Source organism: Streptomyces sp. NPDC055966 (assembly GCF_042269865.1).
GTDB lineage: Bacteria > Actinomycetota > Actinomycetes > Streptomycetales > Streptomycetaceae > Streptomyces.
The window spans coordinates 73266-97208 of the sequence record NZ_JBHJYK010000031.1 but is presented as its reverse complement, the minus strand read 5'-3'; the positions used below and the strand labels follow the sequence as shown (position 1 = coordinate 97208).

Below are 23943 nucleotides of genomic sequence, written 5' to 3'. Positions count from 1 at the left end.
CGCCGTCCGTCCGGCGTCGTCGGGGGCGGCCCCGGGTGGTGTCGCCATCGTCCACCGTCCCTGGGCCGCCTGAAGCGCGCCACCGCGGCGGCGCTTGGTGATATCGATTACGGCCCCGGGCCCGCTCGTGTTCATCTCGGGCGGTGCGGGGTCGGCCGGCTCTGCTGCGGACATGGTCCGGCTCCGATCCTCCGGCAGAAAGGGTCCTCGAAACACGCCCGGCTGGTCGGGGCCGGCCGTCCCCCCGGTGTGCGGCTGCCAGTCCACACGCTGGGGTTGTCACTGTGGCACTGATTCTTGTCAGTGGTGGATACCAGGGTCGGTTTTAACGCTGCCGTGACCGGATCTGGTTACGCAGGTGGCTGGAACTGCTACCGCTGGTAATGCTGTTGGGGTGGTATGGGTCAGCCCCTGCTCCATTGGGGACGGTGTTGCCGACAACGACCCGGGGGTGGTGCAGGGGCTGTGAGACCTCACGGTGCCCGGTGGGCGTAGCCGTCTGGTAGACGAGAGTCTAGCCGCGGAACTCGTCACGGAGATAGACGTCTTCCCCGACCTGTGAACCAGCTGTCGGACGGTGCCTGGGTGTGTGGGTGGTGGCCTGGCCGCCATGGGCCGCAGCCGGTAGCCCGGTGGGCTGCGAACCACGCAGGCCCCCGCAGCGGCCTGGCGGCCGGCCACCCATCCCGTGGGGGGCCAGCCCCTCCACCAGATCAAGCGGATATATGCAGGGGGAAGACCCTCGACATGCGATCACTCGAACGGGTGATCGGAAACCCCGGCAAGCCACCACATACTGACCAATGTTCAATGGTCTGGTCCGGGCACACGGAAAAGGGCCCCGCCCACCTGCCCGAAGACAGGGAGCGGGGCCCACTGGTACAGCGTCAACGGCAGCAGGCTGCCTGCGTCTCCGGGTCCTTGCCCAGCATCTCGTACACCGTGGCGCGGTCCTCCGGCGGCATCTTGTGCAGCAGGAGCATCCCCGCCTCCGTGCCGTTGTCGTAGGGGAACCGCTTCAACGACGTCAGCTCGGCCGGCTCACCCAGGGCCTCGCGCGGCTCGGGGATGACGTCCGCCCGCGGCTCCTTACCCTCGGTCGGCACGGCGTCGTCCGGCACTGGGTTTTGGGTTGGGCGCGGCTCGGGCTGCGGGTTTACCGCGGTAAACCGAACCCCCCTCGTCGGCTCCTCGGCCGGCTCGGGGGACTCCCGCGCCGGCGTCTGGTTTACCGCGGTAAACCGGGGAGGCTGTTCGGGGTCAGGCGAAGCAGGTGCCGGAGCGGGTGTTGTCGCGGGCGCAGGCTGGTTAGCGGCCTGTTCACGCAGCCGGGCCCCCGCCTCCTTCTCCAGACGGCGCCGCTCGAGGTGCTCATCCCACGCCGCGGCCTGGACGTCGGCCGGGAGACCGGCGATGTCCCGGGCGACCCGGACCGGCATCTCGCCTGCGCTGACGAGCTCCTGTAGCTCGGGAGCAAGCTTGAGGAGCTTGCGCTGCTGACTGACCCAGCCCTTCGTCTTGCCGTAGTAGGCGGCCACCCGGTCGGCGCCCTCCAGTTCGGTGACCATCGTCTCGATGGCGATGGCCCGCTCGATGGGGTCGAGGTCCTGCCGGTCGTTGTTCTCCGACTGCACTGCGTCGAGGAAGTGGGCCCGGGACTTGGCCACGTCTTCGCGGTGGATGACCTCGAGGACCGTCCGGCCGGCGAGCTGGGAGGCGCGGTAGCGGCGCTCCCCGTTGGCGATGACGTACGCGGCCTGGCCCACGCGGTCGGCCTCGTCGGGCCACAGCTTGAGGTAGCCGGCGCGGGAGACAACGACCGCGGGCTGAAGCTGTTCCTTCTTCAGCTTCTCCCCGAACTCTTTCAGTTCGTCGTCGGTTCCGAAGTTGCGGCGCGGGTTGAACCGGGTGCAGTGCAGCTTCTCCAGCGGCAGCGACAGCAGGATGGCGTCGCTGCGGCCGGGGACGTCTTCGACTTTCTGGTTGGCAAGCGAGACGAGGCTGGTGCGCCTTCCGCCAGACATCACTTACCCCCTCCGTAACCCAGCTCCAGGGCGAGGCGGAAGAAGTCCTCGCGGGCTTCCATCGCCACGCGGTTCTTCGGGTACTGGGTGACGACGCGGCCTTCGACGGAGGCGCGGGTGTGGACCTTGTAGCGCCGGATGACGGTGCGGGCGCGGGGCCAGCCTTGGGCGTCGATGTAGGCCTCGGTGTCGAGGAGGTCGGCGGTGCCGTCGCGGGGGTCCCAGTTGTTGATGACGACCTTGAACGGCAGGCCCGTGGGTTGGATGACTTGCTCGATGGTGCGGGCGGTCGGGTCGAACGCGAGGCCCTCGGGAGGCATCGGGACGATCACGTCTTTGGCGTACTTCAGGGCCTCGAGGAGGAGGTTCTCGTCTTGCAGGCTTCCTGGTGTGTCGATGAAGACGTGCATCAGCCGGTCGGAGTGGCTGAGGACGTCGGCTGCGACGGCTCCCAGGTTGAGGGTGGCGGTGGTCTTGCCGACGCCGCCCTTCTGGTTGGCGATGACGTGGACCTCGGCCCCGGCGTCCTTGAGGATGGCCAGGTTCTCCGGGGTTTCGTGCTCTTGGGAGAAGTTGAAGGGCAGGTCGGTGATCCTGTTCGCCCACCAGACGGTTGAGGCCTGGGGGTCGATGGACACGACGTAAACGGCAGGTGGCATTGCGCGCTCCGTATGCTTCCCGCGGGTTCCGGTACTTCGGGCGTGCAGCATCTTTCCAGACGGAGGCCTGGCGACTGGCACCGACTCCGGCAATTCGCCCATGCGGTGGCCTGCTGCTGGTTTACCGCGGTAAACCAGCGTCCGTTCCCGGCCCGTAGGCCCCGCGACAGCGGCACTGTGGTTTACCGCGGTAAACCGGCTTGGCCCTCACGCCGCGTCAGTGACTTCGACTTCTTCGTCGTCCGGTTCCCCGTAGGGTCGGCCGTCCTCGTACGTCGCCTCCCTGAACAGCTCGGCGTGGAGGACGGCGACCGGCGGCCGCGGGTACACCAGCTTCGGCTTGGGCGGCACGGTAGTGACGGGCATCAGCAGCTCCCAGTGGATGTCAGGGCAGGATCGGCGGCCGCCGACGGCTGCCGGGCGGGGCAGACGTCGAGGGTGACGACGCAGATGCGGCCGCGGATCCAGTCATCCAGCCACGCCTGTTCCTGCGCGTCCTCAGCGTTGTGCCAGGCGTCGGGGTACCGGTGGGCGGTGGGTTGGGGCATGCGCGGCCTCCTCGTGCGGTGATCGCGTACACCGTGCACCACAACCGGAGATCCGTTCCCTCCGCTCACACGGAGATCCGGTACACCGGCACGCCAGCCGCCTTGGCCCGGCGCATGCAGTCCGCTGTGCCGTTGCTGCTGTTCACCTGAGCAGCCACGAGCAGCAGCGGCCGTGCGTCGACGATCTCCTGATTCCGGCGATGCCCGGCGAGCGGGCAGTAGGTGCGGCCGTTCCTCTTGGGCTTGCGGTGTCCAGGCTGGCACTCGGGCCCGCACGGGCCTTCCCAGTCCGCCGGGAGCCGCCGGCGAGGCACGCCGTTGGCGACGGCCCAGGCGTCGCCCATGGCGTCAGCTCCGTCCCGGGCGTCACCGTGGATCAGCTCGATGCCGTCGTATCCGTCCTCGAGAGCGTCGTGCCACACGAGGTACAGCATGGTCTCGAGCAGGGGCACGTCCCTCCATTTGCGGCTTCCGGTCAGGCCGATGAGGGCAAGAGGCACGGCAGTCCCCTCTCAGGCGGCGTCGAACGCGCGGCGGGGTGTCCGGCCGGCGGCCTGACTGCGGGCGTAGGCACGAGCCGCGGCCTCGGAGGCTTCCATGCTTCCCGGGACCGGCCCGGCCTTCCGTATGGCCTCCTCCTCAACCCAGCCGGCTTCCCGATGCTCGTCTTCCGGGAGCCGGTTGGCGCGCAGCGCGGCCTCCTGGCGGCGCATGGCCTGCTCCACGTACGGGTTGACGGGCGGCGGGCCGGGCTTGTGCTCGAGGGCTACGGCGAGCGCGTCCTGGTAGCCGGTGCAGCCATCGGCCCGGGTCCGTACGGGCGCCTCTGCGGCAGGTGTTGCGGGTTGTTCGGGCGGGGAGTCGTCCACGGCAGCTCCGGCGCCGGGCGGCAGGATGCGCAGCGCACGGACGGCCCTGCCGCCGGTCTTCTCGTGGATGCGGCGCAGTGTCTGGGCCTGGAACAGCCGCAGCTGGGTGGCGTACGCCGGGGACGCGGGCCGCAGGTGCAGGACGCCGGTGTCGTGCTCGAACCGGACCGCGGCCACCTTGCCGGCGAGCTCCGGGGCGATGGTGGGCCACTGGTCGAGGATGCTCCCGCCAGCTTCCGGGGGGTCCCAGCCGCGTTCGGTCATCATCCGGTCGATCGCCAGGCCGAGCCCCATGGGGTCGCCGGCGCGGCGGTCGCTGGACCGGCGGGTGGTGCGGGTCTTCTTCTGCTGCTGGGCGGGTCGGGTCTTCGCGCTGGCCCGAGCGGCGAGAAGAGCGGCGCGGGCGAGGTCGATCCCGGAAGGCTGGGTGTCAGTCATGACTGGGCCGCCTTCCGCTCCCAAGCGTGGGTATGGCAGGTGGTGCAGATGTCGGGGTCAGGCAGGCCAAGCACGCCGTGAGCGACGCGGGTGGCGACGCCCCACGGCCGATAGCCGCCCTCGTGCTCACGGAACGGGGCCAGCCACGCCATCTCGTTGGCTGCCTTGTCCAGCCAATCGGCAACAGGGTCGGCGTAGCCCTGGATCGGAGCAGAGAGGTTGGGGGCGACCTCACGGAGTTGGTCGGCGGCCTGCTGAAGGTGCCGGGCGGCGGGCCACTTGCTGCGGGTGTTGGTCATGAGGAGCTCCCGTTGAGGAAGGCGAGGATGTCGGCTTCGGCATCCCAGGCGGTGTCGTCGGCGCCGGACAGGTCCTGCCAGCCGCGGGCCCGGCTGGTCGCCTGCAGACGCTGCTGGCCCTGCCGGAGAGCGGCCATGACGTCGAGCTGCTGGCTGGTGCTGGCAGTGAAGGCGCCCTCGAGCGGGTTCTCCTGCTCCCAGCGGGCGGCAGCCTCCTGCGCGGCCTGCATCTCCTGCCGCTGCTCGACGTCCGCGGCGAGGCGGGCGCGGATGAACGCAATGGGGTTCTTCGGCTTCCAGCGGAGACCGAGGCACATGCCGTTGAGGTCGGCGGCGATCTGGTAGGCGTCCTGGCCCTGGTCGGTCCACGGCCGCAGCACGTACTCGAGGGGCCGCAGCGGCACCGCCTGGGTCCAGTTGACGAGGGCCCGCACCAACCGGGTCGTCTCGCTGGCCTTCTTCACGTCACCCGCGGTGCGACGGCGTCCGTCGATCTGGCTGCTCTGGTGGGGGATTCGCGTCTTCGGCGGCCGAGCCTGCGAGGTGTAGTTACTACCCCCCACTACCTTCAGCTTTCCCTCTTCCTCTACCCAGGTAAGGGAAGGGGGCTCAAGGCCCTCCGGAGCGGGGTTGTCCACAGGCGGGTTATCCACAGGCTTCCGGGACTGGGCCGGGATCAGGGGCTGCTTCAAAACCCGGTTTTGAACCGGGGTCTGCCCGCGCTGGTCGATGACGATCCGCGCCGTGTACCCGGAGCCGACGATCGTGTGCCCCATGGCGTGGTCGTAAGCCGGCGGGATGACCGCGGCGTACACGGTGGCGGTCGCGGCGTAGCCCTTGAGCCCCATCGCACGTCGGATGTTGACCCGGGTGCCGTGCTGGACCCAGGCGAGGGCGCCCAGCTCCCGGAGGTAGCCGATGTGCCGCTTCACGGTGGCCCGGGAGACGTCTAGGCGGGCGGCCATCTCGTCCAGGCAGTACCGGGCGTGCCCCGTCGAGTAGTCCATGCGGTCGGCGAGGTCTTCGGCGATGCGCAGCGTGGTGGCGTTCGCGCGGGGGTGCAGGCCGGCTGCGATCAGCCATCCCACCGCGCGACGCCACCGCCGCGGGCCGGTCCTGCGCGACTTGGTGTGGGCCACCTCCTGGCAGGCGCCGCGTACGAGACCGGTCTGACCAGCACTGTAATCGCTAGTGCGTTCGATTTCGAGATCGCCCGTGCGGGGGGAGATAAGCCGCGAATCGCCAGGCTCGGGATAGCCAAGCTGACAAGAGGGGTGTGCGTACTGCACTATGTACTCCGTACTCGTTGGGGTACGACGAAGCCCGGGTTCGGTGCTTCGGGGTTCTGGAGGAACCTGATTTCGCTCACCGGGTTGGCGCCCGGAGGGCCTTAGATCGGATTGGCGTCCGATCCGTGGTACGAGGGCCGCAGAGGCCCGGAGGGTGTTGGCGCACCAACCGGGAAGCGGCCAGGCGGTAGAGGCGAAGGACCTCCCGCCAGAAACTGGCTAAGTCACTTGATCTCCCTCAGTGGGTGGGGTCTGCTCCTTCGCCTTCGAGGCGAGGTATTCGGCGGTCCGCTTACCCAGAGCCGTCACGCCCTGGCGGACCTCTTCGGGAGTGAGGCCGGAGGCCGTGCAGTTGTAGACGCCACGACGGTGAACGCCATAGGCGCCGTCACGGACACGGACACGCACGACCTTGTTGCAGCGCGGGCAGAGACGGTGAACGCTCATCGCTCGCCCCCCGTCCAGCCGTAGCCCTCAGCGATGACCTTGACGGCGGCCAGCATCGCGTCGGCGTATGGGCCGTAGCCGTGCATTCGGTCCCACGGATTGTTCTTGGCATTCTCCGCAGTTCGACGGACTTCGTAGATGAGCTTCCGGTCGGCGGCGCAGCGACGCAGCACCGACTGGGGATCGTTGCAGACCACGTGCTCGGCGATTTCGTCGCTGAGGGCCTGGAACCAGATGCCGTCCTCAGAGATACGAACCACGTCCGTGCCGACAGGGCGGACCCATCGGGCACCGTAGGAACGCGCGGCGTCCCTGGCGGCTTCCTCACGGCGAGTGATCGCAGTGTCCAGCCAGGCGAGGATGTCCTCGCCCTGGGCGGTCACGCGATTGTGAGGGTAGAAGGGACAGGGGCCGCAAGCGTCGGCGGTGTGATCTTCACGCCGGAAATGCGGGTCACCCTGTCTACGGGGTCTGATCCCCGGGTACTCTTGGCCATCGTCGGCACCTTCGTCGGAGTTGTGTGTCGGCCCGGCCCCGCACCCGGTGTTACCAGCACCAGGACCACTGCGGGGCCGTTCCATGTTGTCTGACGGCCAGAGACCCCCACGTTCGCAACTGAGGAGTCGTCTGGCGCAGGCACCAGCCTACTAGTTTGAGCCGTCATCTGTCCCCCGTCCTTCCCTCTCGTGTCGCACCAGCCGCTAATCACACAAACCATGACGGTCTGTCAGTGCTCCCGGGCTATCTCCGAATCGGCCGCCAGCCCATCCACCTCCGGCGCCACCAACGCCCGCGATCGGCGCACCAGGCCCGCCATCGCATGGAACCCCGCCTGTTCGAACGCCCCCGCCACCCGGTCCATCTGGTCCCGGAACAGCCGGGGCGCCGACGACAGACGGCCCGCATGGAAGCCGACCGCCAACGCCCGATCCCACACCGCTTGCACCGTCGCCGGATCCGCGTCCGGGAACAGGTCCGCGGCCAGCTTGTCCGGGCGGCCCACCGTCTCCAGCTCCGCGGACGCAATCAGCCCCGCCAGGAACGCACCCGACGACATCGCCCGACCGCCCAGGACTGCATCACGGCGCATCGCCTCGAACCCGGCATCGTCCTCGTGGTCGGAAGGGACAGGGGACTCGGTGGCAGGGATCTGGGTCATGCTGCGGCCTCCATCGGGCGAGACGAGAACAGGGACGTGACAGGGGCGAGGGCGTCGTCGAACGACAGCTGCACCGGAACAGCCGGGGTGGGGATCCGCGTCGGCGGCGGGACCGCCGGCACCGTGCCGTCATCCAGCACCAGGGCCACGTCCTCGAGGAGCCCACGCTCCCGGGCGACCGCGAGAGCCCGCATCCGAGTGACCGTTTTTGGCAGACCCAACAGCCGCACCAAGCTGGACCGCTGCCAGTTCGCCGTCCGCACGTCCACCCCAGCGGCGGCCGCCACCTCGAACGGATCCCAGCACCCAGCCAGCGCCTTGAGGACCGCCCGCTTCTGCGCCGTGTGAAACCGCCGGTCCGGGGCCGCCGCAACCGCATGCCGAGCCGCGATCAGCGCACGATGCCGCTCCAACGACCGCCGGCCACCCCACACCCCCTCCGGCTCCGCCAACCGACCATCCGGCGTCACCGACGAGGCATACGCATCGCACTGCACCATCACCGGACAGGTCAGGCAGACCTCGATCGCCAGTTCCTCCCGGGCCCGCCGCTCCCGCTGACCCTCCGGCGCCCACGCGTCCGGCCCGTTGTGCGCACCCACATGCAGCTCCGGGTTACCCACCATCCGCAACGGCTGATCCGGATCCGGCGCGCACTGCCGGTACCGGAAGTACGAATGCTCCACCCACTCACGGCGCAACTGCTCTGAAGACTTCTCCGCGGTCTGTGTCATCGCGGGCCTCCCTTCGACGGCGGGTCAGAACGATCGGAACGAGCAAGGGCCTCATCCAGCACCAGGACCGCGGCCTGAGCCACAGCGTCCTGAGCCGAAGCCCGGTTCAACCGGCACCGGAACACCTCGAGATCCCGGGCCATACAGCCAGCCATCAGCCGGTGCGACGCCAACTCCCGCTCCAACTCCCGCCGCACACGACGGGACCGACGGGACTGAACAAGGGCGAAAACAACAACCGCCGCAGTGAGAACCGCGGCGGCCGGCACAACGCGAGCCGCCACGGCGGACTCACCTCCAAGAAGTCAGTCGGCAGACACCGACGACGGGGGAACGTACAGATGCGCCACCCGGGCATCCTCATCACGCACGATCCGCAGCGCGGCAGCCTCAACGGCACCCAAGGCCGCCCGGTCGTGCGCGGCCTGCACCACGGCCGGCAACCCTCGCCACGCCTCCGCGGCATACGGCCGGCGCACCGGCTTCGACGGGCGACGACGCTCCCACCACAACATCAACGGGATACCGACCACACACGACAGGAACGTGGCCGGGATCAGCCAGCGGACCGGGTTATCGGCCAGCCAGTGGACGAATGCGGGCATGACGGAACTCCGATCGGCGACGGCCGGGATGGATGAGGTGGGTGCCCCAGGTGGGGACTTCAGGGGAGACGGTCCTCCCAGGGGCCCGCACGGGGGCGGGCCCGGGTCGTTCAGGCGGCGCGGACGTTCGCCGGTTGCTCGTCGTCGACAGCGCGACGGTGCAACAACGTCAACGCGGTGGCGGCCTGAAGACGCACCACGCCGTTACCAAGGGCCTTCAACATGGCCGCCCGCGGCAGACCGGGCGTCGCGGTGACCCACCCGTCGGGCAGGCCCATCATCCACTCCGTGAAGACCGCGCTCAGACGTCCCAGAGTGTCAGTGGGCCACGGGGCGGGACGTCCGAGGACGTGCTCCCAGCGTCGGACGGCGGGCTCGAAATCGCCCCACTCAACGTCAGGTTCCCCCGACCGTAGGTTGAGGACGTCCGATCGGAGTCCGAAGCCGTCGGCGTCGGCAGCAACTGCGCCACCGCCGACGGGAGCATCAAGTCGCCCTTGCTGCCCCGCTGGTTCGGGCCGCCCTTCGCCCTGTCCGACGCCCTGGGCGTCGGCAGGAGCTGACCGCTGAACACCACGTCCGACAGCGTCCACCCCGCATGATGCTCCGAGTCCGGATTCGACCTGCCCGCCGTCGCGTTCCGCGTCCCCGTCGCATCGCCCGCCATCGGCGTCGGTAGTAGCTTCACCGCCTCGGGAAGATCCGCATCCGACAACGGGCGCGGCTTCCCGTCCCGCATCCGACCCTGCGTCGCACCGCTCCCCTTGTAGTCCGACGCGTTCGGCGTCGGCAACAGCGACACCGCCGTCCGCAGATCCATCCCCCCGTCCCCATGCGAACCCGCACCGTTCGTGTCCGAGGTCCGCGGGGTCGGCATCAGCCGGCCAGGCGTAGACGAACACCCGCTTCCGACCATGGGGAGCGCCGACCTCCGACGCTGCCACGCGCGCCCACTCCGCATCGAACCCGAGGGTGGCCAAGTCTCCGAGAACGGCTCCAACAGCTCGAAGAACCCCTCCTGATCCGGAACCCTCGTCCACAATCTCAGCTCCGGATTCCAAGCCACGGTCAGCTTCCGCCGAGAGGAGCCCTTCGACATTCTCGATCACCACCAATCGGGGTCGTAGTTCGTGTATCGCGCGAGCCATGTGAGTCCACAGACCGGACCGGGAATCCGCCGTCAGACCAGCACGCTTCCCGGCCGTGGACACGTCCTGGCAAGGAAAACCGCCCGTGAGGATGTCCACGGGCCCGTACGCGTCCAGGACGGCCTGCCAGTCGACTTTCGTGATGTCGCCCAGGTTCGGCACCGCTGGCCAATGACGGGCCAGGATGCGGGCGGCGTACTGGTTCTTGTCCTCCTTCCCGTCCTTGCCGGGCGGCTCGTACTGCGAGTGCCAGACCACCTCGGCGTCGAAGACGTCCATCACGGCCAGGTCCAGCGCGCCGGTACCGGTGAACAGGCTGCCGATCCGCAACGGGGCCATCAGGCAGCCGCCCCGGCCTGCTGCTCCAGCTCGATGATGCGAGCGTTCAGCAACTCACGGAACATCAGCGCGCCGCCGTTCCTCAGCGGCACCTCCAAGTCGGCGACGCCGTGCTTCTCCGCGTCCAGGACGATCTGCGCCAGCGACAGCGGCTTGTCCCAGCAGTCCACAGCCTGGCCACGCAGCCGGGCGAGATGGTCAACACCGTCCGCCGCAGACGCTTGGCTCTCCTGGGCCGCGCCAGTCTCCGCGGCGACCTGAGCGGCCACCTCGCCAGCCTCCGCCGCCTTACGGGCCTCCCGCTCCTCGGCCTCGGCCCGCAACTGCTTCCCACGGCCCACGATCAGCGTCTCCAGCGTCGTGTCACCGTCCGGCCCGTACACCGTCTCGCCCAGCAGACCGTCCGCCTTGACCTCCGCATGCAACGCGGTCAGGGCATTCACGTTGTTCCACACCATCGGCTTCCTCAGCCGCTCCATGTAGGCGTCCGCAGCAGACCGCTGGCCCTCCGGGTGGTCGCGGTCGCCGTCGTCCAGCGACTTCGAGTCGACCGGAATCATGAACGTGTGGATCAGCGCGTACTTCAGCGCCGCGGACATCGCCTTGTTCGACGCCTTGTCCGCCACGTCCGACGCCTCACCCATCGTGATCGCGGTGACGTGGTCACCGGCCGGACCGTAGAAGTGGAACGCCACCCGCATCATCACCGCGTTCATACGGCCACGAAGCTCGGTCTTGAAGTCCAGGACCTCCGGGGTCATGAACACCCCGTGGTCACGCAGCGGCTGCGCCAGGGCGCCGATGGCGTCGTCCACGCCACGGAACTTGTAGTTCTGCGACTTGTTCTCGCCGTTCTTCCCGACGTCGCGGACGTCCCGCATGACGCGGCTCATCAGCTCGTGAACGCTGGGTGCGGCCTGGTTTTGGGTGTGAGGGGTCGGGCCCTCCGCCGTCGTGCTGGCGGGGGCCTCAATGGCATTCGCCATGAGGTCTCTCCTAAGGGGTTATGCAGTGTGATGTGAGGCGGTACCCGGCCCGAGTTGTCGGCGTCCCAGGCCGGCCCGCCCGCCGAGTTACTGCTTCTTCGGCATCGGCGAGGCGAACTTCTCCGCGAACCACGCCTTCAGCACTTGAGGCGTCGACGGCGCCCAGTCCAAGACACCGTCCTCCTTGAGCTGCTGGCCATGCGCATCAACCCGCTGCCGCAGATCCGCATTCACCCGCACGTTCAGATTTGAACGGGTACGGCCGGAAGCACGGAACAGGTTCTCCTCGCGAGGATCGAACGGCATGTACGTGCCGTCCAGGAACGAGTTCAACGCCACCACGGCCTGCGCCGGCAGACTCTTCCCCGCGGCCTTGGCACCCGCTTTGATCTGATCCCGCAGCACAGTCGGCATCGACAGCGCCAGGTTCGGGTTCTCCTGCGCGGCACCCGACCACCGCAGTCGGTTCACGAAGTTCGCTCCCTCATCGGTGAGAACGAATTCGACGGTCTCCGCCAACTCCTCCGGGGCGCCGGTCTGGCGCAGGTGCGCGGCGGCCTTCTTCAGGTGGTCGACACGTTCCTGGTCGTGACGGCTGATCGGCACGGGGCGAGGTCCTCTCGGCGGGCGCCCCCCGAACCGAGGCCGGCCGGGTGGACGCGTGGGGGTCTTGTCCACGCCAGTCTCCTCCAAATGTCATTGCAACGCCATGCCGGATGGCGGCCGGGGCGGCGCCCCAACAACCCCAACGATACGCGATAGGCCATTGCATAGCAATGGGGAATCCTCTATGGTGGAACCACACCGCACCAAGGGGGCCACGATGAAGCTGACCGCACGCCAGACCCAGACCCGGACGCTCACCGACCTGTTCAAGGCCCTCGGCAACCGGCACGCCGTGACCCTCACGTACATGGACGAGAAGGGCGAGACCACGGTCCGCACGGTCGAGCTGCACGAGATCCGCACCACCGACGGCGGCGGCATCGAACTGATCGTCATGTGCCGCCTCCGCCAAGCCGAACGGAAGCTGTCCCTCGAAGGCGTCTCCGCCTACACGCTCCACCGGATCGGCTACGTCCTCACCCGGCCCGAGCCCACCACCTACGAGCGGCCCGAGCCGCAGCCGGCCGACGACGCGCAGGCGCTGTACTTCTACGAGCTGGCCCGCGACAAGGACGACGCCGACTATCGGCCTCGCGTCCGGCTCACGCAGACTCAGACCGATCTCGCTGCATAAGGAGCCCCACATGCCCATCAAGCTCACGGATGACGGCACCACCGTCTGGGCACCCTGCGACGAGTGCAAGAAGTACCCCAACGGCGTGCTCGCCGAGGTCTGCGACGCCTGCTGGGGAGCCTTCTGCCAGCACGGCATCAAGATTGTCGAAGTCACCCCCGAGACCCAGGGCCAGGGATTCGCCAGGGTGGGCCGCATCGTCTCCCCGTGGCCGTGCCCTGAGTGCACCCAGGAGGAGTTCGAAGCGGAGATGGCCGAGGAGGAGGCGAACTACGCCGAGTCACAGCACCTCGGCTGGTGACACGACGAAGGCCACCGCCCCGCAATGGGGTTGGTGGCCTGGATTCACACAGATGGCGCACGCGCAGCGTAGCCGAGGAACTCGTCACGCCTCAAGGCCCTCAAGTGAACTGGGAGAACAGCCTGATGGGAACACGGCCTCTTTCCGTGGTTCAGCAGCCGCCGGGGCGTAGGTCGCCGCGGACGTACGAGGAGATTGTGCGGGCGATCTACAACGACCCGCGGGCCGGTCACAAGGCGCGTGAACTCCTACTGGCCGTGGCCTACGCCGTCTACCTGGGCAAGACCGAGGACGGCGTCAGCCCGCTACGGGAGGCCCGGCGTGTGCTGGGCCGGAACTCGATCGGTCGGCCGCGGTACGACGACCTGGTCGCGGCCGACGCGCCGAGGTACGCGCCGCCCCGTGCGGTGGAACAGCACGCCCACCTGTCGCCGTGCGAGGCTCCCCGGCTGCGCCCCTACCGGCCGCGTCCCGGCAAGCCGTACGAGCCCGACCCCGATGCGCCGGTCCCGATCCGCCCCTATGAGCTGCCGCCCGAGCTGGCCGCGCTGAAGGAAGAGGCGATGGCCACCTACACGCCGCCACGCGACTGGCGGACCGAGGACGGCGTCTGCGGCGCCAACTCCTACCGGTGCGTCGAGGAGAAGGACCCGCGCACGGGATGGGTGATCGCCCACTGGTTCTGCAAGCGGCACGCCGACCACGCCGACCGTGTCGCCGAGCAGGTACGCGAGCAGAACGAGGCGGCGCCGGAACCCGTGCCGAACACGGGCGGCCTGCTGCCCTGCTACTTCAAGGCCGACTGGGAGAAGGTCTACCGGCATTACGCGGGGAAGTTCTGGGAGCCGCCGCGGTACGGGCTGTGCGCCGATGACTGGCCGGCGCCCGGCGAGACGTTCCAGGCCCACCGCCGGCTGCGCATGGTCCTCGGAGGCGAGCCGGCGGAGGACTGACACGCCGCGGGGGAAGCGCTTCGGACACGTCCCCGTATCCCCCGTAGCGTGCTCTCAGCACGATCGAGAAAGCCACTCCGGACCCCCGTCCCACCCCCTATCTGATCTTTCAGTAAAACCTCGGGATCCCCCCACCCCCCGGGCAGCCCGTTGTGGTACACGCCGGATCCCCCCGTCCCCTCGCCCCCGCGACATCCCCTAGTGGGTGGTGGGTCCGAGGTTTTATGTAAAGTATTGATCTTGTGTGGGGTGCGGGCACAATGAGCCCATGGACCCGCTCACACTCCTGACCGACTGGCTCGACACCGCGCCCCTGCGCTCCTCCAGCCGCATCGAGTACGAGCGTGAGGTCACCCGCTGGCTCACCTGGTGCGCCACCCAGCATCCCCCCGTCAACCCGTGGGACACCGGCATCGAGGACATCGCCGCCTGGTGCGCCGGCTACCTCACCGACCAGCTCGACGGACGCCTCTTCAACGGACCCGACGCCCTCGCCCACATCGCCGAACACCACCCCGCCGCAGCCATGACCCACGACCGCCGGATCACCGCCCTCACCCAGTACTACGAAGCCTGCAAGGACCGCGGCGCCATCCGCCTGGCCCCCGACCTGACGATGCTCCGCTCCGGTGTCGACCGCGACGCCAACCCACCCCGCCGCCTCACCCCCCAAGAACGCGCCGTCCTGCTCACCTGCATCGGCATGTGGGGCAAGGACCACGCCCGCCACTACCTCCGCGACCGGCTCATCGCCTACCTCCTCCTCGAAGGCCTGCGCCCCGCCGAGGTCACCCGCGTCGACATCCGCCACCTCTACGACCTCCCCGACGGCACCTACCAGGTCCGCGCCCCCGACTACGAGTTCGAGGCCGTCGGCAAGCAGTTCACCCTCGAGCCGCTGACCGCAGCCGCCGTCAAGGCCTACCTGCCCTACCGGATCCGACCCGCGGACGGCGTCCACGCCCTCATCCTCGGACAAGGCGGGAACCCGATCACGTCCGGCTACCCCAACATGATCGTGCAGCAGATCTGCGCCACCCACCCGCTCCTCGCCCAGCGCAACCCACCGGTGACCGCGGACGCCATCGCCCACACCGGATACTGGGACACACCCCCAGGGAAGTGACCCACCAGTATCGGCATCGCTGGACGCCTGTTCGCGACAGGATGCGGTCATGACCTGCGAAGACAATCCTGTCCGCCTCACCTGGGAAGTCCAGTTACACGAGCCGTTCAGCCGTGTGTGGATCTGCAAGGCGTACGGCCGGGCCACCACCACCGCAACGCCTGCGGACCTGGCCCGCGCCGTCCTGGCCGTCCATCTCACCGCGAAGCCGCCCCGCGGCGGGGAAACGTTCCGCGGCCTCGCCTACACGGACACCGGCGGGCCTTGTATCGTCACCGCCGACCAGCTGGCCGCGGACGGCTGGATCGCCGACCCAGCTGTCCGCCAGGCCCTCCCCACCCACCTGCGGGAGGGCCTCCCGGCCGAGGGCTAGCGGCGCGGCCGCCGGTGCCGGCCGGTACCCGGGCGCAGCACCCACCGGACCACCTGCACCAGGTCGCCCCCGAACACGCGGACCAGGTCGTACCAGTGCAGGACGGTCTCGGTGTCGTGGATCAGATCGTGCATCGGCATCGCGCGGTTCTCCTCGCACTCGGAAGTGTTTCCGTCTCTTCCGAGGCCTCAGCCCGCTGGGGACAGGGACGACGCCTGTACTGCGGGTTTGTGCTGTGGCGACGGCTTATCCGTTGTTTTTGCGGCCGATGATCCGGCTGCCCCGGCTCCCGCGGGGCCGCCAGGCCGTACGCGGGCACGGGAAAGCCCGGCCAACCCGCCCGTGAGCAGGGCGAAGTCGGCCGGGCAGGGGGCTGCTACCAAGGATTGCCGGAGGACCTACTCGTCGTCTTCCACGGCCGCACGCCCGATCTGCGTGAGCGGGTTCATCTCGCCAGCGGCGTCTTCCTCGTCGACGTAGCCGACCAGCGCCTTGGATCCGTCCATCCAGCCGCCGTGCCGGCCGATCCGGACCATGTCCACCTTCGCCTTACGCGCGGACTTCACGAAGCCGCGCCGGGTGGAGTGCGACCGCCAGCGGCCGGGCAGCCCGGTGCGTTCGATGGACCGCTGGACGATGTCGGAGGCCGCCTCGATCGTCATCCGGCCGTCTGGGTCGCCGATCGGCTTGCCGCGGCGCTGCATCGGCGGGGCGAGGTAGCCCCAGCGGTCCATGCGCAGGAACAGGGCGCCCTCGGTGTGGCCGTTATCGGCGAGTGCCGCGACCAGGGCGCGCACCGCGCGTACCGCGCACAGGTCGGGTTCGGGATCCAGGGTCATGTCGACGTCCTGCCACAGCTTGCGCTTCTTGCGGTACACCGCCACGCGCAGGCCTGCGTCGGGGAGTTCGGTGAAGCTGGCCGGCCAGTCCAGGGGAACGAGTTCGCTGCCGCGGGAGGCGATGGCGTGCCCGAGGAGCATCAGGGCGGCGTCTCGTTTCCCGGCCAGGGTGGTGCGGTCCAGCTCGCCCAGGGCGATGCGCAGGACGTCGCGGTCGGCGGGGCTGGCCTTGAGCGGCTTGGCCGCAGGGTCCTTGCGTTCGGCGAGTTCCTTCTCGTAGCCGACGACGACCTTGCGGGCGCCCATGGTGTCCGGGGGCTGGTGGCCGGCGGCCCGGTGGGCGGAGCGGATGGAAGCGATGATGCGGTGCAGGGAGTTCGGGCCGTAGGGGCGGCCGGTGCGCGGCCGCGGGGTCCGCTTCAGATGGGAGAGGTATTCGGTGACGGTCTGGGGGGCGGCGGGCATGGGGCGGCGGCCGACTGTGGCGCACCAGTCGGCGAAGCGGTCCATGTCGCCCTTGTAGCCGTCGCGGGTGCCGTCGGCGATCCCGGCTTTGACGTCCTCCTGGGCTTCGGGGGACAGCCAGGCGTCGGGGTCGTCATCTGGGGTGGTTACGGCGGGTGTTCGGTCTTCGCGGAGTGCGGGGAGGTGGTCGTCGACCAGCTCGGCGTCAACCACCTCCAGGTCGTGCTCGCTCACGCCCTCGACTCCACTAGCTCGACCTGCACCGTCTGCGGCAGCTGGTCGAAGAACTGGGCGTCACCGAACCGGGTCTGCTTGTCGGCGAGTGCGGACGGCTCGTTATCTCCGCTCAGTGCCACCCAGAGCGCAGAGCACCAGGCTCCTTCCTTCTGGGTGAAGTGGTGCAGTCGTCCGTGGTCCAAGCACCATGCGTATGTGGGCGTCTGGCTGTCTTCCACGCTGCGCTCCCCTGCTCGATGTGATCCCTCTACAGAAGGGACATTACATAGAGCCAGGCGCACTGATCCCTCGAGCGACCGTACGTCACTCGCGCGTCTTCTCCGCGATCCACCGGTCCAGGGCGGCCTGTTCCTCGAGGGAGGCGTGCTTGTCGGCGTAGCCGCGGACGACGTCGTACAGCCGGCCCTGCAGTTCGCCGTGCTCGTCGAAGTGCTGGAGGACGGCCTGGGAGAACCTGAGGATCGAGAGGTCGCCCTGCTCCTCGGCCTTGACCGCTGCCTCGTGGAAGGCGGCCACCACTAGCAGGTGCGCGGTGGCCTCGTCGTCGGGACTCGCGTACACCGGCCACCCCCGTCCGGATCTTGTCTTGGGACCAGTGAGCTTATCGCATATGACGATCCGTCAGTTTCTTCGTCAGGAGCGATTCTGCGCTCAGGCCGTCCCGGCTCTCGACTCCGACCGGAGCGCCGTGACCCACTTTCGACAATCTTGGTAAACCTACTTGCCGACTGTTCTTGACGCGCTATCTTGGAGTCATGTCCAAGAACCTGCCCCGCCTCATCCCGACCGGCACCTGCTGGTGCGGCTGCGGCACCGAAGTCAGCATCGGCTCCTTCTTCGCCCGCGGCCACGACAAGACCGCCGAAGCCGCCCTACTCGCCGTCGAGTACGGATCGTCCGTCGCCCAGCTCCTCCACAAGCACGGCTACGGCGCCGGTCACTCCGTCACCCAGGCCGCCGTGGACGCGGGAGCCTGGGAGAAGTGCCCGAAGTGCGAGTACGTCGGCGCCCCCGCCAGCGTCCGAACCCACCTGAAGAAGCACGGCTAGGGAGGACACCGAACATGCCGATCACCACCACCTATGAGGTGCAGTGCGACGTCTGCTGGGGCTTCATGGACGGGCGTTACGAGACCCGTGAGGACGCCGAGGACGCCCGGAAGGAGCTGGGCTGGACCGACCTGAACGGCGGCACCGCCTGCCCCGAGCACAACACCGCCGCCAACCGCGCCACCGAAAAGTGAGGAGAACGACCGTGGCCGACCTGGACGTCTACGAGCACGACACCGCCCCCTTCACCCCAGCCGAGACGCGGGCCATCTGGGACTACCAGGCAGCCGTCCACGGCAGCGGCCTGCGCGACTGCTTCGACCTCTTCACCATCGAGCACATCCGCTGGCACGAAACCGAGTACGGGCAGGACGCCACCCGGGACATGCTCCGCGAGCACGCCAAGATGCTGAACATCTGGTACCTGGCGCTCGACGCACTGCTCGGAAACATCCTCACCTGCACCAGCGAGGCAACCCGGTACAGCACGGCCGCTGCGCGGTTCATCCGGGCGATGGCCGACGACTACCACCAGACACGGCAGGACTTCGAACACGTCGTGACCGTATGGACCCTGGCCCTCCTCACCGGAGGGGCGGAGGCCGACTACCCGCTGCCCACCCGGGGCGTGGACCTTGCCATGCAGACCCTGACCACCGAGAAGTGAGGACACCGACCATGAGCACAGACCGGGTGAACGAACTCCGCGAACTTCTCCACGCCCACCGGCCCGACACCCCTGACATCTACCAGCCCGTCCGTGCGGCGATGGCACGGCAGGACGCCGCCCTGTGCGCCAACCGGGAGCCGGAAAGCGTCCTCCACGCCGAGGTCGACCAGCTGGCGGCAGCGTCCGTGGACGACGGTCTGGACCGCTTGTTCCGCAGGCTTGGACCGCCCACCGATCAGTGACGCGCTCGACCACAGTGAGGCCCCCGCCTGAAGGAAGCAGGCGGGGGCCTCGTCATGCACGGTACCGGCTGGCGGCGAGAATCGGCCAACCAGCAAAACCGCAGGCCAGAAGTGGCTTTCTTACGCTCCCCAATGCCTTCCAATGATCGCCAATACCTTGCCAGTACTCATCTGTGGGCAGGTGTACTCACGCCCCTACCTGCACTGACGGGCGATGTGGCCGAGAGCGCAATCAGCTTCGCGCGGTGGCTGATCCGTTCCCCTACCGTGTACGTCATTCCGGCGCAGGCGGTCAGTGCGGTCAAATGTGACGGAACGCATAGTGAGGTCACGGAGGATGGCGTTCGGCTGGGTTCAGTTGGTACCGAGCGGGATTGAGTAGGACTAGTTGAGATCAGGCGAGCGCCACCCTATGACGGTCAGTCACATGACGTGTGCAGCAGGCGAGGTTGCCGCGCACCGTCGCCCCGGCTCTACCAGGGAGCCCTAGACTGGCTCGCAAGCAGAAGGAGCCCGGCCCCGACGCGAAGTTTCCTACGCCCAGCGTCAGGAGGGCTCCCTGCGTGATGTCCCGTCCACCAAGGAAGTCAAAGGCAGCGAAAGGAACACCATGAAGCACCATAACAAGGAGTCCGAACCCGAAGACAGTCCTGTCCACCGAATCGCTGATCAGATTCACCGTTGGACGAAACGCAACATGCGCAAAGTCAACGATGAGATGATTCGCGGTGCGGCATCCCGTCTCGGCAGCGGTGCCGTCAGCCTGGTCATCATCTGGTTCCAGACACGCCACTGGTAGACGCCGGAACCATGCAGGAAGGCCCCGCAGACGCGTTGTCGTCTGCGGGGCAGACCCGTATCCGGGGCAGAAGATGCCCCTACTTCGTCCGCTTGGCCTCCACCTCGGCGCGGCAGAGCACGCAGAGCGGATTCCCGCCCGCCCCGTACCGGTGCGTGGGATGCCCGCACCCCGCGCACGGACCCACCTGGGACGGCGGGCACGTCGGCAGAGGCGGGACAGGTCTGTCGGAAGGCGCGGTGCTGCTCACGGCTCCATCGTACGTTCGAACGCGAAAAGCGTCCCCGCTCCCCCGCCGCGTGGCGGAAGGAACGGGGACGCGTTCGTGTGTGGTCAGTCGGCGCGGCGGCCGGCAGGGTCGAGACGCCGGTAGGCGGCCGTGGCGAGCAGGCCGGTCACGGACAGCGCGCCCTTCGCCGGGCTGTTCTTCTCCAGCGGCGCCGGCCCGGATGCAGGCGTGCACGTGTAGTGGGTGGACCCGTCGCTGTCCGGGGTGCAGTTGTAAGTGACGCCGAGGGCACCAGGCGGGTACGTGAACGTCCAGCCCGACGGCGCCGGCCCGGTCGCGCCTGTGTCGCCCTTCGGCCCCTGCGAACCCGTATCACCCTGGGGGCCTTGCGGTCCGGCCGGCCCCTGCGGGCCGGTGGCCCCGGCCTGGCCGGCTGGCCCGGTCGCACCGACGCCTGGAGCGCCCGACGGCCCGGCCGGGCCCGGCGATCCCGCAGCACCTGGAGAACCGTTACTGCCGTTGGAACCGTTCCTGCCCGGCGCCCCCGGAGCTCCCGACGGCCCGGGACTGCCCGCGACCCCGGGACTCCCGGACGGCCCCGCCGGCCCCGGAACCCCGGGCACGCCCTGCACTCCGCGGACAATGCTGGACGCTGCAGGCGCGGACGGCTTCACACCGTGCGCTTTCAACTGCTGACGAGTGGTGTCCAGACCGGAAGCCAGCTGCGAGATGACCGTGGCCTGGGCCTGCTGACCACGCTGCAACGATCGGTTCGACGCCTCGAGCGTGTTCACCGCCAGCGCGATCCCGGCAAGGGCCAGGAAAACCAGCACCACGACGACGGCCCTGGCGCTGGTCGGCAGATGCCGCCGTATCCCCGACGGCGGGACGGAGTGCCCTGTCACTTAGCTCCCTTCGCCGCAGCCCACGCCTGAATGAGCACGCCCAAGACGGCAACGAGGAGCGTGCCGCCCGCGACAACCCATCCCCACGCCACCCCGGGCCGCCCCTCCAGCTTCTCAACGCGGCCAACGAGGGGCTTGATGACGTTGTCCTTCAACTCCGCCAAGTCCTCGTCATGCTCGCGGTTCATCCGGGCCATCTCCGCATCCCGAACTCGCTCCGCTCGCTGCCACTCGCCGAGCGGGACGGTGTCCTTGGCGAGGTTGGTGATACGGCTGGCAAGTTCATCGTGGGTTCGGTCGGTGTGGCGCTCGTGCGCGTCGAGGCGACGGTCCACTTCTCCAGCGGAGACCTCATCAGCCACCGTCACCCCTCAGGGTCGTACATGGACATGGCGCGGCTGGTAAGCCGCCCACTACTCCACCGCGCCCGGCGGGTCGGGCACCGGGGATACGGCCGGCCGCCGCAGCAGCGACGCCGAGGAAGGGCTCCCCACATACCGGGCCAGGAAGCCCTTCGCCGCGGACAGGACGGGCACGAGGAGCGCCGCCCACCACACAGGCAAACTGCTGAACTCCGTGATGGTGAGACCGAGGACAGCCTCGGCGGCGGTCGCGCCGACGCGCTCCGCCATGTCCAGCCAGTAGGCCTTCGTCATGGTGGTCACCAGCTCTCTATGGCGTAGGCGACGCCGGCGTCGGTCGTCTGCATGCTGACCTTCTGGTCGGCCGCGGTCATCGGAACGTCGACGGTGCCGCCGGCCGCGGTCAGGTTGACCGTGGTGAGCCGCCACGCGGTGCCGTCGTGGATGGCGACACGGACGGTCGCCTTGGGCGGCGTGGCAAGGATCTGGTCCATGCCGAGGTGCAGCTTGCGGTTGCCCGCGGTCTGCCAGGCGCTGCCGTGCGGCGGGAGCGCAACGGTCGGCTGCGGGCCCGGCACCACAGTGCCGGAAGTCCACTGGGGCATGTCTTCCTCCGAAGGAGCCGGGGTGGGGGTGGGCTGAGCTGCGAGGATTGCCGAGATCGGGAACTGCCCGGGATCTCCATGGTCGTTTTGCGGGACGTGTTCGTGGCCGCAGTGGCCCTTGAACGCGGACCACTGGGTGTTGGTCATGCGGACGCCGTTGTTGCCGTAGGAGGCCGGGTACGGCTTCCAGGTCAAGCCGGACGTCAGCGGCACGCCGTGGGCGTCGTGCGCCCAGTGGGCGAACGCGCTCAGGTCGCGGACCGCCCAGTCCGGGAGCTCCGGCATGTACAGATGCTGGACACCGGCCTTCGACCACGTGGCGTGGGTGGTCGGGTCGCACGTGCCGACGATCTCCACCTGGGCGCAGTTCAGCGTGTTGGTGCCGATCTGCCCGGCCGCGTGAACGAGGGCCCTCGAGGACTCGTCGAACCCGAAGTGCTGGTACCAGACCAACTTCTGCGCCTTGAAGTCCGGAACCGCGGTCAGGTTCGGGGCGATCGACCCGCCCGAGTAGTCCGGCAGCACGCTCGTCTCGGTGGAGTGCCAGACGATCGTGTTCGTCGTCATCGGATCGCCCGGGTACGCGGTGCTGTACCAGTGGGCCTTCGAGGCGCCCGGGTAGATCTCGGCGCCCGTGGTGCTGCCACCCCCGCCGGAACTTCCGCCTACACCAGCCCACGCCTTCAGATCCGCCATGCTGGCGAAGTTCGCGACGTCCTCGTCCACGGGTGAGTCCGAGTACTGGTGGAACGTCCACGGGTGCGATACCCGCGGCTGGCCCGCGGTGGTGTAGTCGGCGATCCACAGGAAGTCGCCACAGTTGGAGTTCGTGTCGACATTCTTCCAACTGCTGGTGTCGGCGTAGACGCCGACCTTGTGGCCGGGCGCCTTGGCCTTCACTCGGGCGAGCCACACGTCTTTGTAGTCGCGGGCCTGCTGGTCGGTGGCCGTCTGCCCGTACCACTCCCAGTCGAGGCAGAGCACGTCACCCGCGGCCAGGTTGATCTGTGAGAGGAAGTAGTCGGCTTCCGCTGCCGGGCTGTTGGCCACGTGCGGGTAGTGGTAGAAGATCGTCACCAGCCCGGCGGCCCGAGCCGTCGCGCGCTGCGCCACCCACTTGGAGTTGACGTAGCTGAGGCCCTCAGTGACCTTGATGCCGACGAAGGACAGGCCCGCGGTCGAGTACGAGGACGACTGGTACGAGGAGACGTCGATCCCTTTGAGCATCACGGCCTCCTCAGCGCCAGATACCGAAGGCGAAGTGGCCCGCGAGCCAGATCATGAACAGAAGTAGGACGATGTGCAGGAACGTCCAGTGGCTGATCGGCACCCCAGCCTTGACCCCGAACCACGTCCACACCGCGTAGGACAGCGTGTTCCGCGGGTCGCGAATCAGGGCGATCGTCTCGGGGACGACGAAGGCCCCCAGCCACAGCAGCCAGTACCAGCGCCACACGGTCATGCGACGGCCTTCTTCCTGGCCGCGGCCTGCAGCATGTGGTGGTGAATCGCATCGACGCGGGCACGGGCCTCGGCGGCGACATAGGGGTCCCGGACGATCGTGCACTGGTTGTCCTGGAGCGTCTCGCCGCTGGTGGACCAGTTGGTGGACCCGGTGACGACGTCGATGCCGTCGACGATCAGCAGCTTCATGTGCTGGATCGCGCCCCGCTCCGACCTGCCGATCGCGATCGAGCTGGCCGGGTACGCCTCGCGGGCGAGGATCCCCCGCTCGTGCGCGCCGCCAGCCTGTGAGCTGTCCAGAGTGAGCTGCACGACGACGGACTCGTCGAGCAGCTTCTGCTTCAGCAGGTCGGCGAGCTCGTCGTCGTCGAAGCCGTACTGCGCCAGGATCAGGCTCTGGGTGGCGGAGCGGACGAGGTCGAGCAACGCGCCGTGCACGTCGTCGACCGGGGAGTACAGGGTGCGCAGGTTGGCCGGATAGCCGGGCGGGTAGCCGCCGGTCTTGTACTGGTCCAGCACGGTCAGGTCGTTGAGCGCCAT

The 23943-nt window shown here is 68.7% G+C and carries 35 protein-coding genes; 10 read left to right on the top strand and 25 right to left on the bottom strand.

What is annotated here, in order from left to right; translation table 11 throughout:
- Positions 1-887 precede the first annotated feature (887 nt).
- The 15 genes from ACFC8N_RS43170 to ACFC8N_RS43100 all read right to left on the bottom strand — a co-directional run bounded on the left by ACFC8N_RS43170 (position 888) and on the right by ACFC8N_RS43100 (position 12150).
- Positions 888-2024, bottom strand: coding sequence for a ParB/RepB/Spo0J family partition protein (locus ACFC8N_RS43170; protein WP_376295173.1), 1137 nt, complete (start codon positions 2022-2024; stop codon positions 888-890).
- Positions 2024-2683 (bottom strand): ParA family protein, encoded by a 660-nt coding sequence (locus ACFC8N_RS43165; RefSeq protein WP_376295172.1) that lies wholly within the window; start codon positions 2681-2683, stop codon positions 2024-2026. The genes ACFC8N_RS43170 and ACFC8N_RS43165 overlap by 1 nt, the downstream gene beginning before the upstream one ends.
- A 207-nt stretch (positions 2684-2890) precedes the next feature.
- Complete coding sequence (locus tag ACFC8N_RS43160; protein WP_376295171.1) at positions 2891-3049, bottom strand: hypothetical protein; 159 nt, start codon at positions 3047-3049, stop codon at positions 2891-2893.
- Positions 3049-3231: a hypothetical protein gene (locus tag ACFC8N_RS43155; protein WP_376295170.1), complete on the bottom strand. Its 183-nt coding sequence runs from the start codon at positions 3229-3231 to the stop codon at positions 3049-3051. Before ACFC8N_RS43155 ends, ACFC8N_RS43160 begins: the two co-directional genes overlap by 1 nt.
- A 65-nt stretch (positions 3232-3296) precedes the next feature.
- Positions 3297-3731, bottom strand: a complete 435-nt coding sequence (locus ACFC8N_RS43150) for an SLOG family protein (protein ID WP_376295169.1) — start codon at positions 3729-3731, stop codon at positions 3297-3299.
- 12 nt (positions 3732-3743) lie between these two features.
- Positions 3744-4538, bottom strand: a complete 795-nt coding sequence (locus tag ACFC8N_RS43145; protein ID WP_376295168.1) for a DciA family protein — start codon at positions 4536-4538, stop codon at positions 3744-3746.
- A complete protein-coding gene (locus ACFC8N_RS43140) occupies positions 4535-4837 on the bottom strand; it encodes a hypothetical protein (RefSeq protein ID WP_376295167.1) in 303 nt (100 codons plus the stop codon). The genes ACFC8N_RS43145 and ACFC8N_RS43140 overlap by 4 nt, the downstream gene beginning before the upstream one ends.
- On the bottom strand, positions 4834-5925 hold the full coding sequence (locus ACFC8N_RS43135; RefSeq protein ID WP_376295166.1) for a hypothetical protein: 1092 nt from the start codon (positions 5923-5925) through the stop codon (positions 4834-4836). Before ACFC8N_RS43135 ends, ACFC8N_RS43140 begins: the two co-directional genes overlap by 4 nt.
- 644 nt (positions 5926-6569) lie before the next feature.
- The gene (locus ACFC8N_RS43130; RefSeq protein ID WP_376295165.1) at positions 6570-6956 is read right to left on the bottom strand and encodes a DUF6221 family protein; all 387 of its coding nucleotides are present in this window, start codon (positions 6954-6956) and stop codon (positions 6570-6572) included.
- A 344-nt stretch (positions 6957-7300) separates the two neighbouring features.
- Complete coding sequence (locus tag ACFC8N_RS43125; protein WP_376295164.1) at positions 7301-7732, bottom strand: hypothetical protein; 432 nt, start codon at positions 7730-7732, stop codon at positions 7301-7303.
- Positions 7729-8466 carry a WhiB family transcriptional regulator gene (locus ACFC8N_RS43120; RefSeq protein WP_376295162.1) on the bottom strand — a complete coding sequence of 246 codons (738 nt, stop codon included), beginning with the start codon at positions 8464-8466 and terminating at the stop codon, positions 7729-7731. Before ACFC8N_RS43120 ends, ACFC8N_RS43125 begins: the two co-directional genes overlap by 4 nt.
- A 305-nt stretch (positions 8467-8771) precedes the next feature.
- Positions 8772-9071: a hypothetical protein gene (locus ACFC8N_RS43115; protein WP_376295160.1), complete on the bottom strand. Its 300-nt coding sequence runs from the start codon at positions 9069-9071 to the stop codon at positions 8772-8774.
- A 110-nt stretch (positions 9072-9181) separates the two neighbouring features.
- Complete coding sequence (locus tag ACFC8N_RS43110; RefSeq protein WP_376295159.1) at positions 9182-10558, bottom strand: DNA cytosine methyltransferase; 1377 nt, start codon at positions 10556-10558, stop codon at positions 9182-9184.
- The gene (locus tag ACFC8N_RS43105) at positions 10558-11544 is read right to left on the bottom strand and encodes an ERF family protein (protein ID WP_376295157.1); all 987 of its coding nucleotides are present in this window, start codon (positions 11542-11544) and stop codon (positions 10558-10560) included. The genes ACFC8N_RS43110 and ACFC8N_RS43105 overlap by 1 nt, the downstream gene beginning before the upstream one ends.
- Before the next feature lie 87 nt (positions 11545-11631).
- Positions 11632-12150 carry a hypothetical protein gene (locus ACFC8N_RS43100; protein WP_376295155.1) on the bottom strand — a complete coding sequence of 173 codons (519 nt, stop codon included), beginning with the start codon at positions 12148-12150 and terminating at the stop codon, positions 11632-11634.
- A gap of 184 nt (positions 12151-12334) precedes the next feature.
- Here ACFC8N_RS43100 and ACFC8N_RS43095 point away from each other — a divergent pair, with 184 nt between their 5' ends.
- The 5 genes from ACFC8N_RS43095 (at position 12335) to ACFC8N_RS43075 (ending at position 15537) form a co-directional block, all read left to right on the top strand.
- On the top strand, positions 12335-12784 hold the full coding sequence (locus tag ACFC8N_RS43095; protein WP_376295154.1) for a WYL domain-containing protein: 450 nt from the start codon (positions 12335-12337) through the stop codon (positions 12782-12784).
- A 10-nt stretch (positions 12785-12794) separates the two neighbouring features.
- On the top strand, positions 12795-13085 hold the full coding sequence (locus ACFC8N_RS43090; RefSeq protein ID WP_376295153.1) for a hypothetical protein: 291 nt from the start codon (positions 12795-12797) through the stop codon (positions 13083-13085).
- 197 nt (positions 13086-13282) lie between these two features.
- Complete coding sequence (locus ACFC8N_RS43085) at positions 13283-14038, top strand: hypothetical protein (RefSeq protein WP_376295152.1); 756 nt, start codon at positions 13283-13285, stop codon at positions 14036-14038.
- A gap of 268 nt (positions 14039-14306) precedes the next feature.
- Entirely contained in the window at positions 14307-15164 is an 858-nt protein-coding gene (locus ACFC8N_RS43080) for a hypothetical protein (RefSeq protein WP_376295151.1), read from the top strand.
- Positions 15165-15213: 49 nt separating this feature from the next.
- Entirely contained in the window at positions 15214-15537 is a 324-nt protein-coding gene (locus ACFC8N_RS43075) for a hypothetical protein (protein ID WP_376295149.1), read from the top strand.
- Here the strand turns inward: ACFC8N_RS43075 and ACFC8N_RS43070 are convergent.
- The 4 genes from ACFC8N_RS43070 to ACFC8N_RS43055 form a co-directional block, all read right to left on the bottom strand.
- Entirely contained in the window at positions 15534-15677 is a 144-nt protein-coding gene (locus ACFC8N_RS43070; protein WP_376295148.1) for a hypothetical protein, read from the bottom strand. The two genes, ACFC8N_RS43075 and ACFC8N_RS43070, sit on opposite strands and share 4 nt — an antisense overlap.
- 258 nt (positions 15678-15935) lie before the next feature.
- A complete protein-coding gene (locus tag ACFC8N_RS43065) occupies positions 15936-17075 on the bottom strand; it encodes an integrase (protein WP_376295147.1) in 1140 nt (379 codons plus the stop codon).
- Complete coding sequence (locus ACFC8N_RS43060; protein ID WP_376295145.1) at positions 17072-17260, bottom strand: hypothetical protein; 189 nt, start codon at positions 17258-17260, stop codon at positions 17072-17074. Before ACFC8N_RS43060 ends, ACFC8N_RS43065 begins: the two co-directional genes overlap by 4 nt.
- A gap of 121 nt (positions 17261-17381) precedes the next feature.
- Entirely contained in the window at positions 17382-17639 is a 258-nt protein-coding gene (locus ACFC8N_RS43055) for a hypothetical protein (protein ID WP_376295144.1), read from the bottom strand.
- Between the two features lie 194 nt (positions 17640-17833).
- Between ACFC8N_RS43055 and ACFC8N_RS43050 the strand changes: the two genes are divergently transcribed.
- The 5 genes from ACFC8N_RS43050 (at position 17834) to ACFC8N_RS43030 (ending at position 19838) form a co-directional block, all read left to right on the top strand.
- The gene (locus ACFC8N_RS43050) at positions 17834-18127 is read left to right on the top strand and encodes a hypothetical protein (RefSeq protein ID WP_376295143.1); all 294 of its coding nucleotides are present in this window, start codon (positions 17834-17836) and stop codon (positions 18125-18127) included.
- A 14-nt stretch (positions 18128-18141) separates the two neighbouring features.
- Positions 18142-18321, top strand: a complete 180-nt coding sequence (locus tag ACFC8N_RS43045; protein WP_376295142.1) for a hypothetical protein — start codon at positions 18142-18144, stop codon at positions 18319-18321.
- An 11-nt stretch (positions 18322-18332) separates the two neighbouring features.
- Positions 18333-18794 carry a hypothetical protein gene (locus tag ACFC8N_RS43040; RefSeq protein ID WP_376295141.1) on the top strand — a complete coding sequence of 154 codons (462 nt, stop codon included), beginning with the start codon at positions 18333-18335 and terminating at the stop codon, positions 18792-18794.
- An 11-nt stretch (positions 18795-18805) separates the two neighbouring features.
- Complete coding sequence (locus tag ACFC8N_RS43035; protein WP_376295139.1) at positions 18806-19039, top strand: hypothetical protein; 234 nt, start codon at positions 18806-18808, stop codon at positions 19037-19039.
- A gap of 610 nt (positions 19040-19649) precedes the next feature.
- Positions 19650-19838, top strand: coding sequence for a hypothetical protein (locus tag ACFC8N_RS43030; protein ID WP_376295138.1), 189 nt, complete (start codon positions 19650-19652; stop codon positions 19836-19838).
- A gap of 333 nt (positions 19839-20171) precedes the next feature.
- Here the strand turns inward: ACFC8N_RS43030 and ACFC8N_RS43025 are convergent, their stop codons facing one another.
- The 6 genes from ACFC8N_RS43025 to ACFC8N_RS43000 form a co-directional block, all read right to left on the bottom strand.
- A complete protein-coding gene (locus ACFC8N_RS43025; RefSeq protein WP_376295136.1) occupies positions 20172-20903 on the bottom strand; it encodes a hypothetical protein in 732 nt (243 codons plus the stop codon).
- Between the two features lie 65 nt (positions 20904-20968).
- On the bottom strand, positions 20969-21334 hold the full coding sequence (locus ACFC8N_RS43020) for a hypothetical protein (RefSeq protein WP_376295134.1): 366 nt from the start codon (positions 21332-21334) through the stop codon (positions 20969-20971).
- A 51-nt stretch (positions 21335-21385) separates the two neighbouring features.
- A complete protein-coding gene (locus ACFC8N_RS43015; RefSeq protein WP_376295133.1) occupies positions 21386-21637 on the bottom strand; it encodes a hypothetical protein in 252 nt (83 codons plus the stop codon).
- Positions 21634-23166: a glycoside hydrolase family 25 protein gene (locus ACFC8N_RS43010; protein ID WP_376295131.1), complete on the bottom strand. Its 1533-nt coding sequence runs from the start codon at positions 23164-23166 to the stop codon at positions 21634-21636. The genes ACFC8N_RS43015 and ACFC8N_RS43010 overlap by 4 nt, the downstream gene beginning before the upstream one ends.
- A 10-nt stretch (positions 23167-23176) precedes the next feature.
- Positions 23177-23401, bottom strand: a complete 225-nt coding sequence (locus tag ACFC8N_RS43005; protein ID WP_376295130.1) for a hypothetical protein — start codon at positions 23399-23401, stop codon at positions 23177-23179.
- Positions 23398-23943, bottom strand: a complete 546-nt coding sequence (locus ACFC8N_RS43000; protein ID WP_376295129.1) for a phospholipase D-like domain-containing protein — start codon at positions 23941-23943, stop codon at positions 23398-23400. Before ACFC8N_RS43000 ends, ACFC8N_RS43005 begins: the two co-directional genes overlap by 4 nt.

Coding starts and splice junctions, on each gene's coding strand:
- ACFC8N_RS43145 (WP_376295168.1), bottom strand. CDS start 4,538: ATGACTGACACCCAGCCTTCCGGGATCGACCTCGCCCGCGCCGCTCTT.
- ACFC8N_RS43075 (WP_376295149.1), top strand. CDS start 15,214: ATGACCTGCGAAGACAATCCTGTCCGCCTCACCTGGGAAGTCCAGTTA.
- ACFC8N_RS43110 (WP_376295159.1), bottom strand. CDS start 10,558: ATGGCCCCGTTGCGGATCGGCAGCCTGTTCACCGGTACCGGCGCGCTG.
- ACFC8N_RS43115 (WP_376295160.1), bottom strand. CDS start 9,071: ATGCCCGCATTCGTCCACTGGCTGGCCGATAACCCGGTCCGCTGGCTG.
- ACFC8N_RS43030 (WP_376295138.1), top strand. CDS start 19,650: ATGAAGCACCATAACAAGGAGTCCGAACCCGAAGACAGTCCTGTCCAC.
- ACFC8N_RS43125 (WP_376295164.1), bottom strand. CDS start 7,732: ATGACCCAGATCCCTGCCACCGAGTCCCCTGTCCCTTCCGACCACGAG.
- ACFC8N_RS43170 (WP_376295173.1), bottom strand. CDS start 2,024: ATGTCTGGCGGAAGGCGCACCAGCCTCGTCTCGCTTGCCAACCAGAAA.
- ACFC8N_RS43005 (WP_376295130.1), bottom strand. CDS start 23,401: ATGACCGTGTGGCGCTGGTACTGGCTGCTGTGGCTGGGGGCCTTCGTC.
- ACFC8N_RS43090 (WP_376295153.1), top strand. CDS start 12,795: ATGCCCATCAAGCTCACGGATGACGGCACCACCGTCTGGGCACCCTGC.
- ACFC8N_RS43010 (WP_376295131.1), bottom strand. CDS start 23,166: ATGCTCAAAGGGATCGACGTCTCCTCGTACCAGTCGTCCTCGTACTCG.
- ACFC8N_RS43050 (WP_376295143.1), top strand. CDS start 17,834: ATGTCCAAGAACCTGCCCCGCCTCATCCCGACCGGCACCTGCTGGTGC.
- ACFC8N_RS43070 (WP_376295148.1), bottom strand. CDS start 15,677: ATGCCGATGCACGATCTGATCCACGACACCGAGACCGTCCTGCACTGG.
- ACFC8N_RS43140 (WP_376295167.1), bottom strand. CDS start 4,837: ATGACCAACACCCGCAGCAAGTGGCCCGCCGCCCGGCACCTTCAGCAG.
- ACFC8N_RS43080 (WP_376295151.1), top strand. CDS start 14,307: ATGGACCCGCTCACACTCCTGACCGACTGGCTCGACACCGCGCCCCTG.
- ACFC8N_RS43105 (WP_376295157.1), bottom strand. CDS start 11,544: ATGGCGAATGCCATTGAGGCCCCCGCCAGCACGACGGCGGAGGGCCCG.
- ACFC8N_RS43165 (WP_376295172.1), bottom strand. CDS start 2,683: ATGCCACCTGCCGTTTACGTCGTGTCCATCGACCCCCAGGCCTCAACC.
- ACFC8N_RS43160 (WP_376295171.1), bottom strand. CDS start 3,049: ATGCCCGTCACTACCGTGCCGCCCAAGCCGAAGCTGGTGTACCCGCGG.
- ACFC8N_RS43045 (WP_376295142.1), top strand. CDS start 18,142: ATGCCGATCACCACCACCTATGAGGTGCAGTGCGACGTCTGCTGGGGC.
- ACFC8N_RS43035 (WP_376295139.1), top strand. CDS start 18,806: ATGAGCACAGACCGGGTGAACGAACTCCGCGAACTTCTCCACGCCCAC.
- ACFC8N_RS43155 (WP_376295170.1), bottom strand. CDS start 3,231: ATGCCCCAACCCACCGCCCACCGGTACCCCGACGCCTGGCACAACGCT.
- ACFC8N_RS43095 (WP_376295154.1), top strand. CDS start 12,335: ATGGTGGAACCACACCGCACCAAGGGGGCCACGATGAAGCTGACCGCA.
- ACFC8N_RS43120 (WP_376295162.1), bottom strand. CDS start 8,466: ATGACACAGACCGCGGAGAAGTCTTCAGAGCAGTTGCGCCGTGAGTGG.
- ACFC8N_RS43000 (WP_376295129.1), bottom strand. CDS start 23,943: ATGGCGCTCAACGACCTGACCGTGCTGGACCAGTACAAGACCGGCGGC.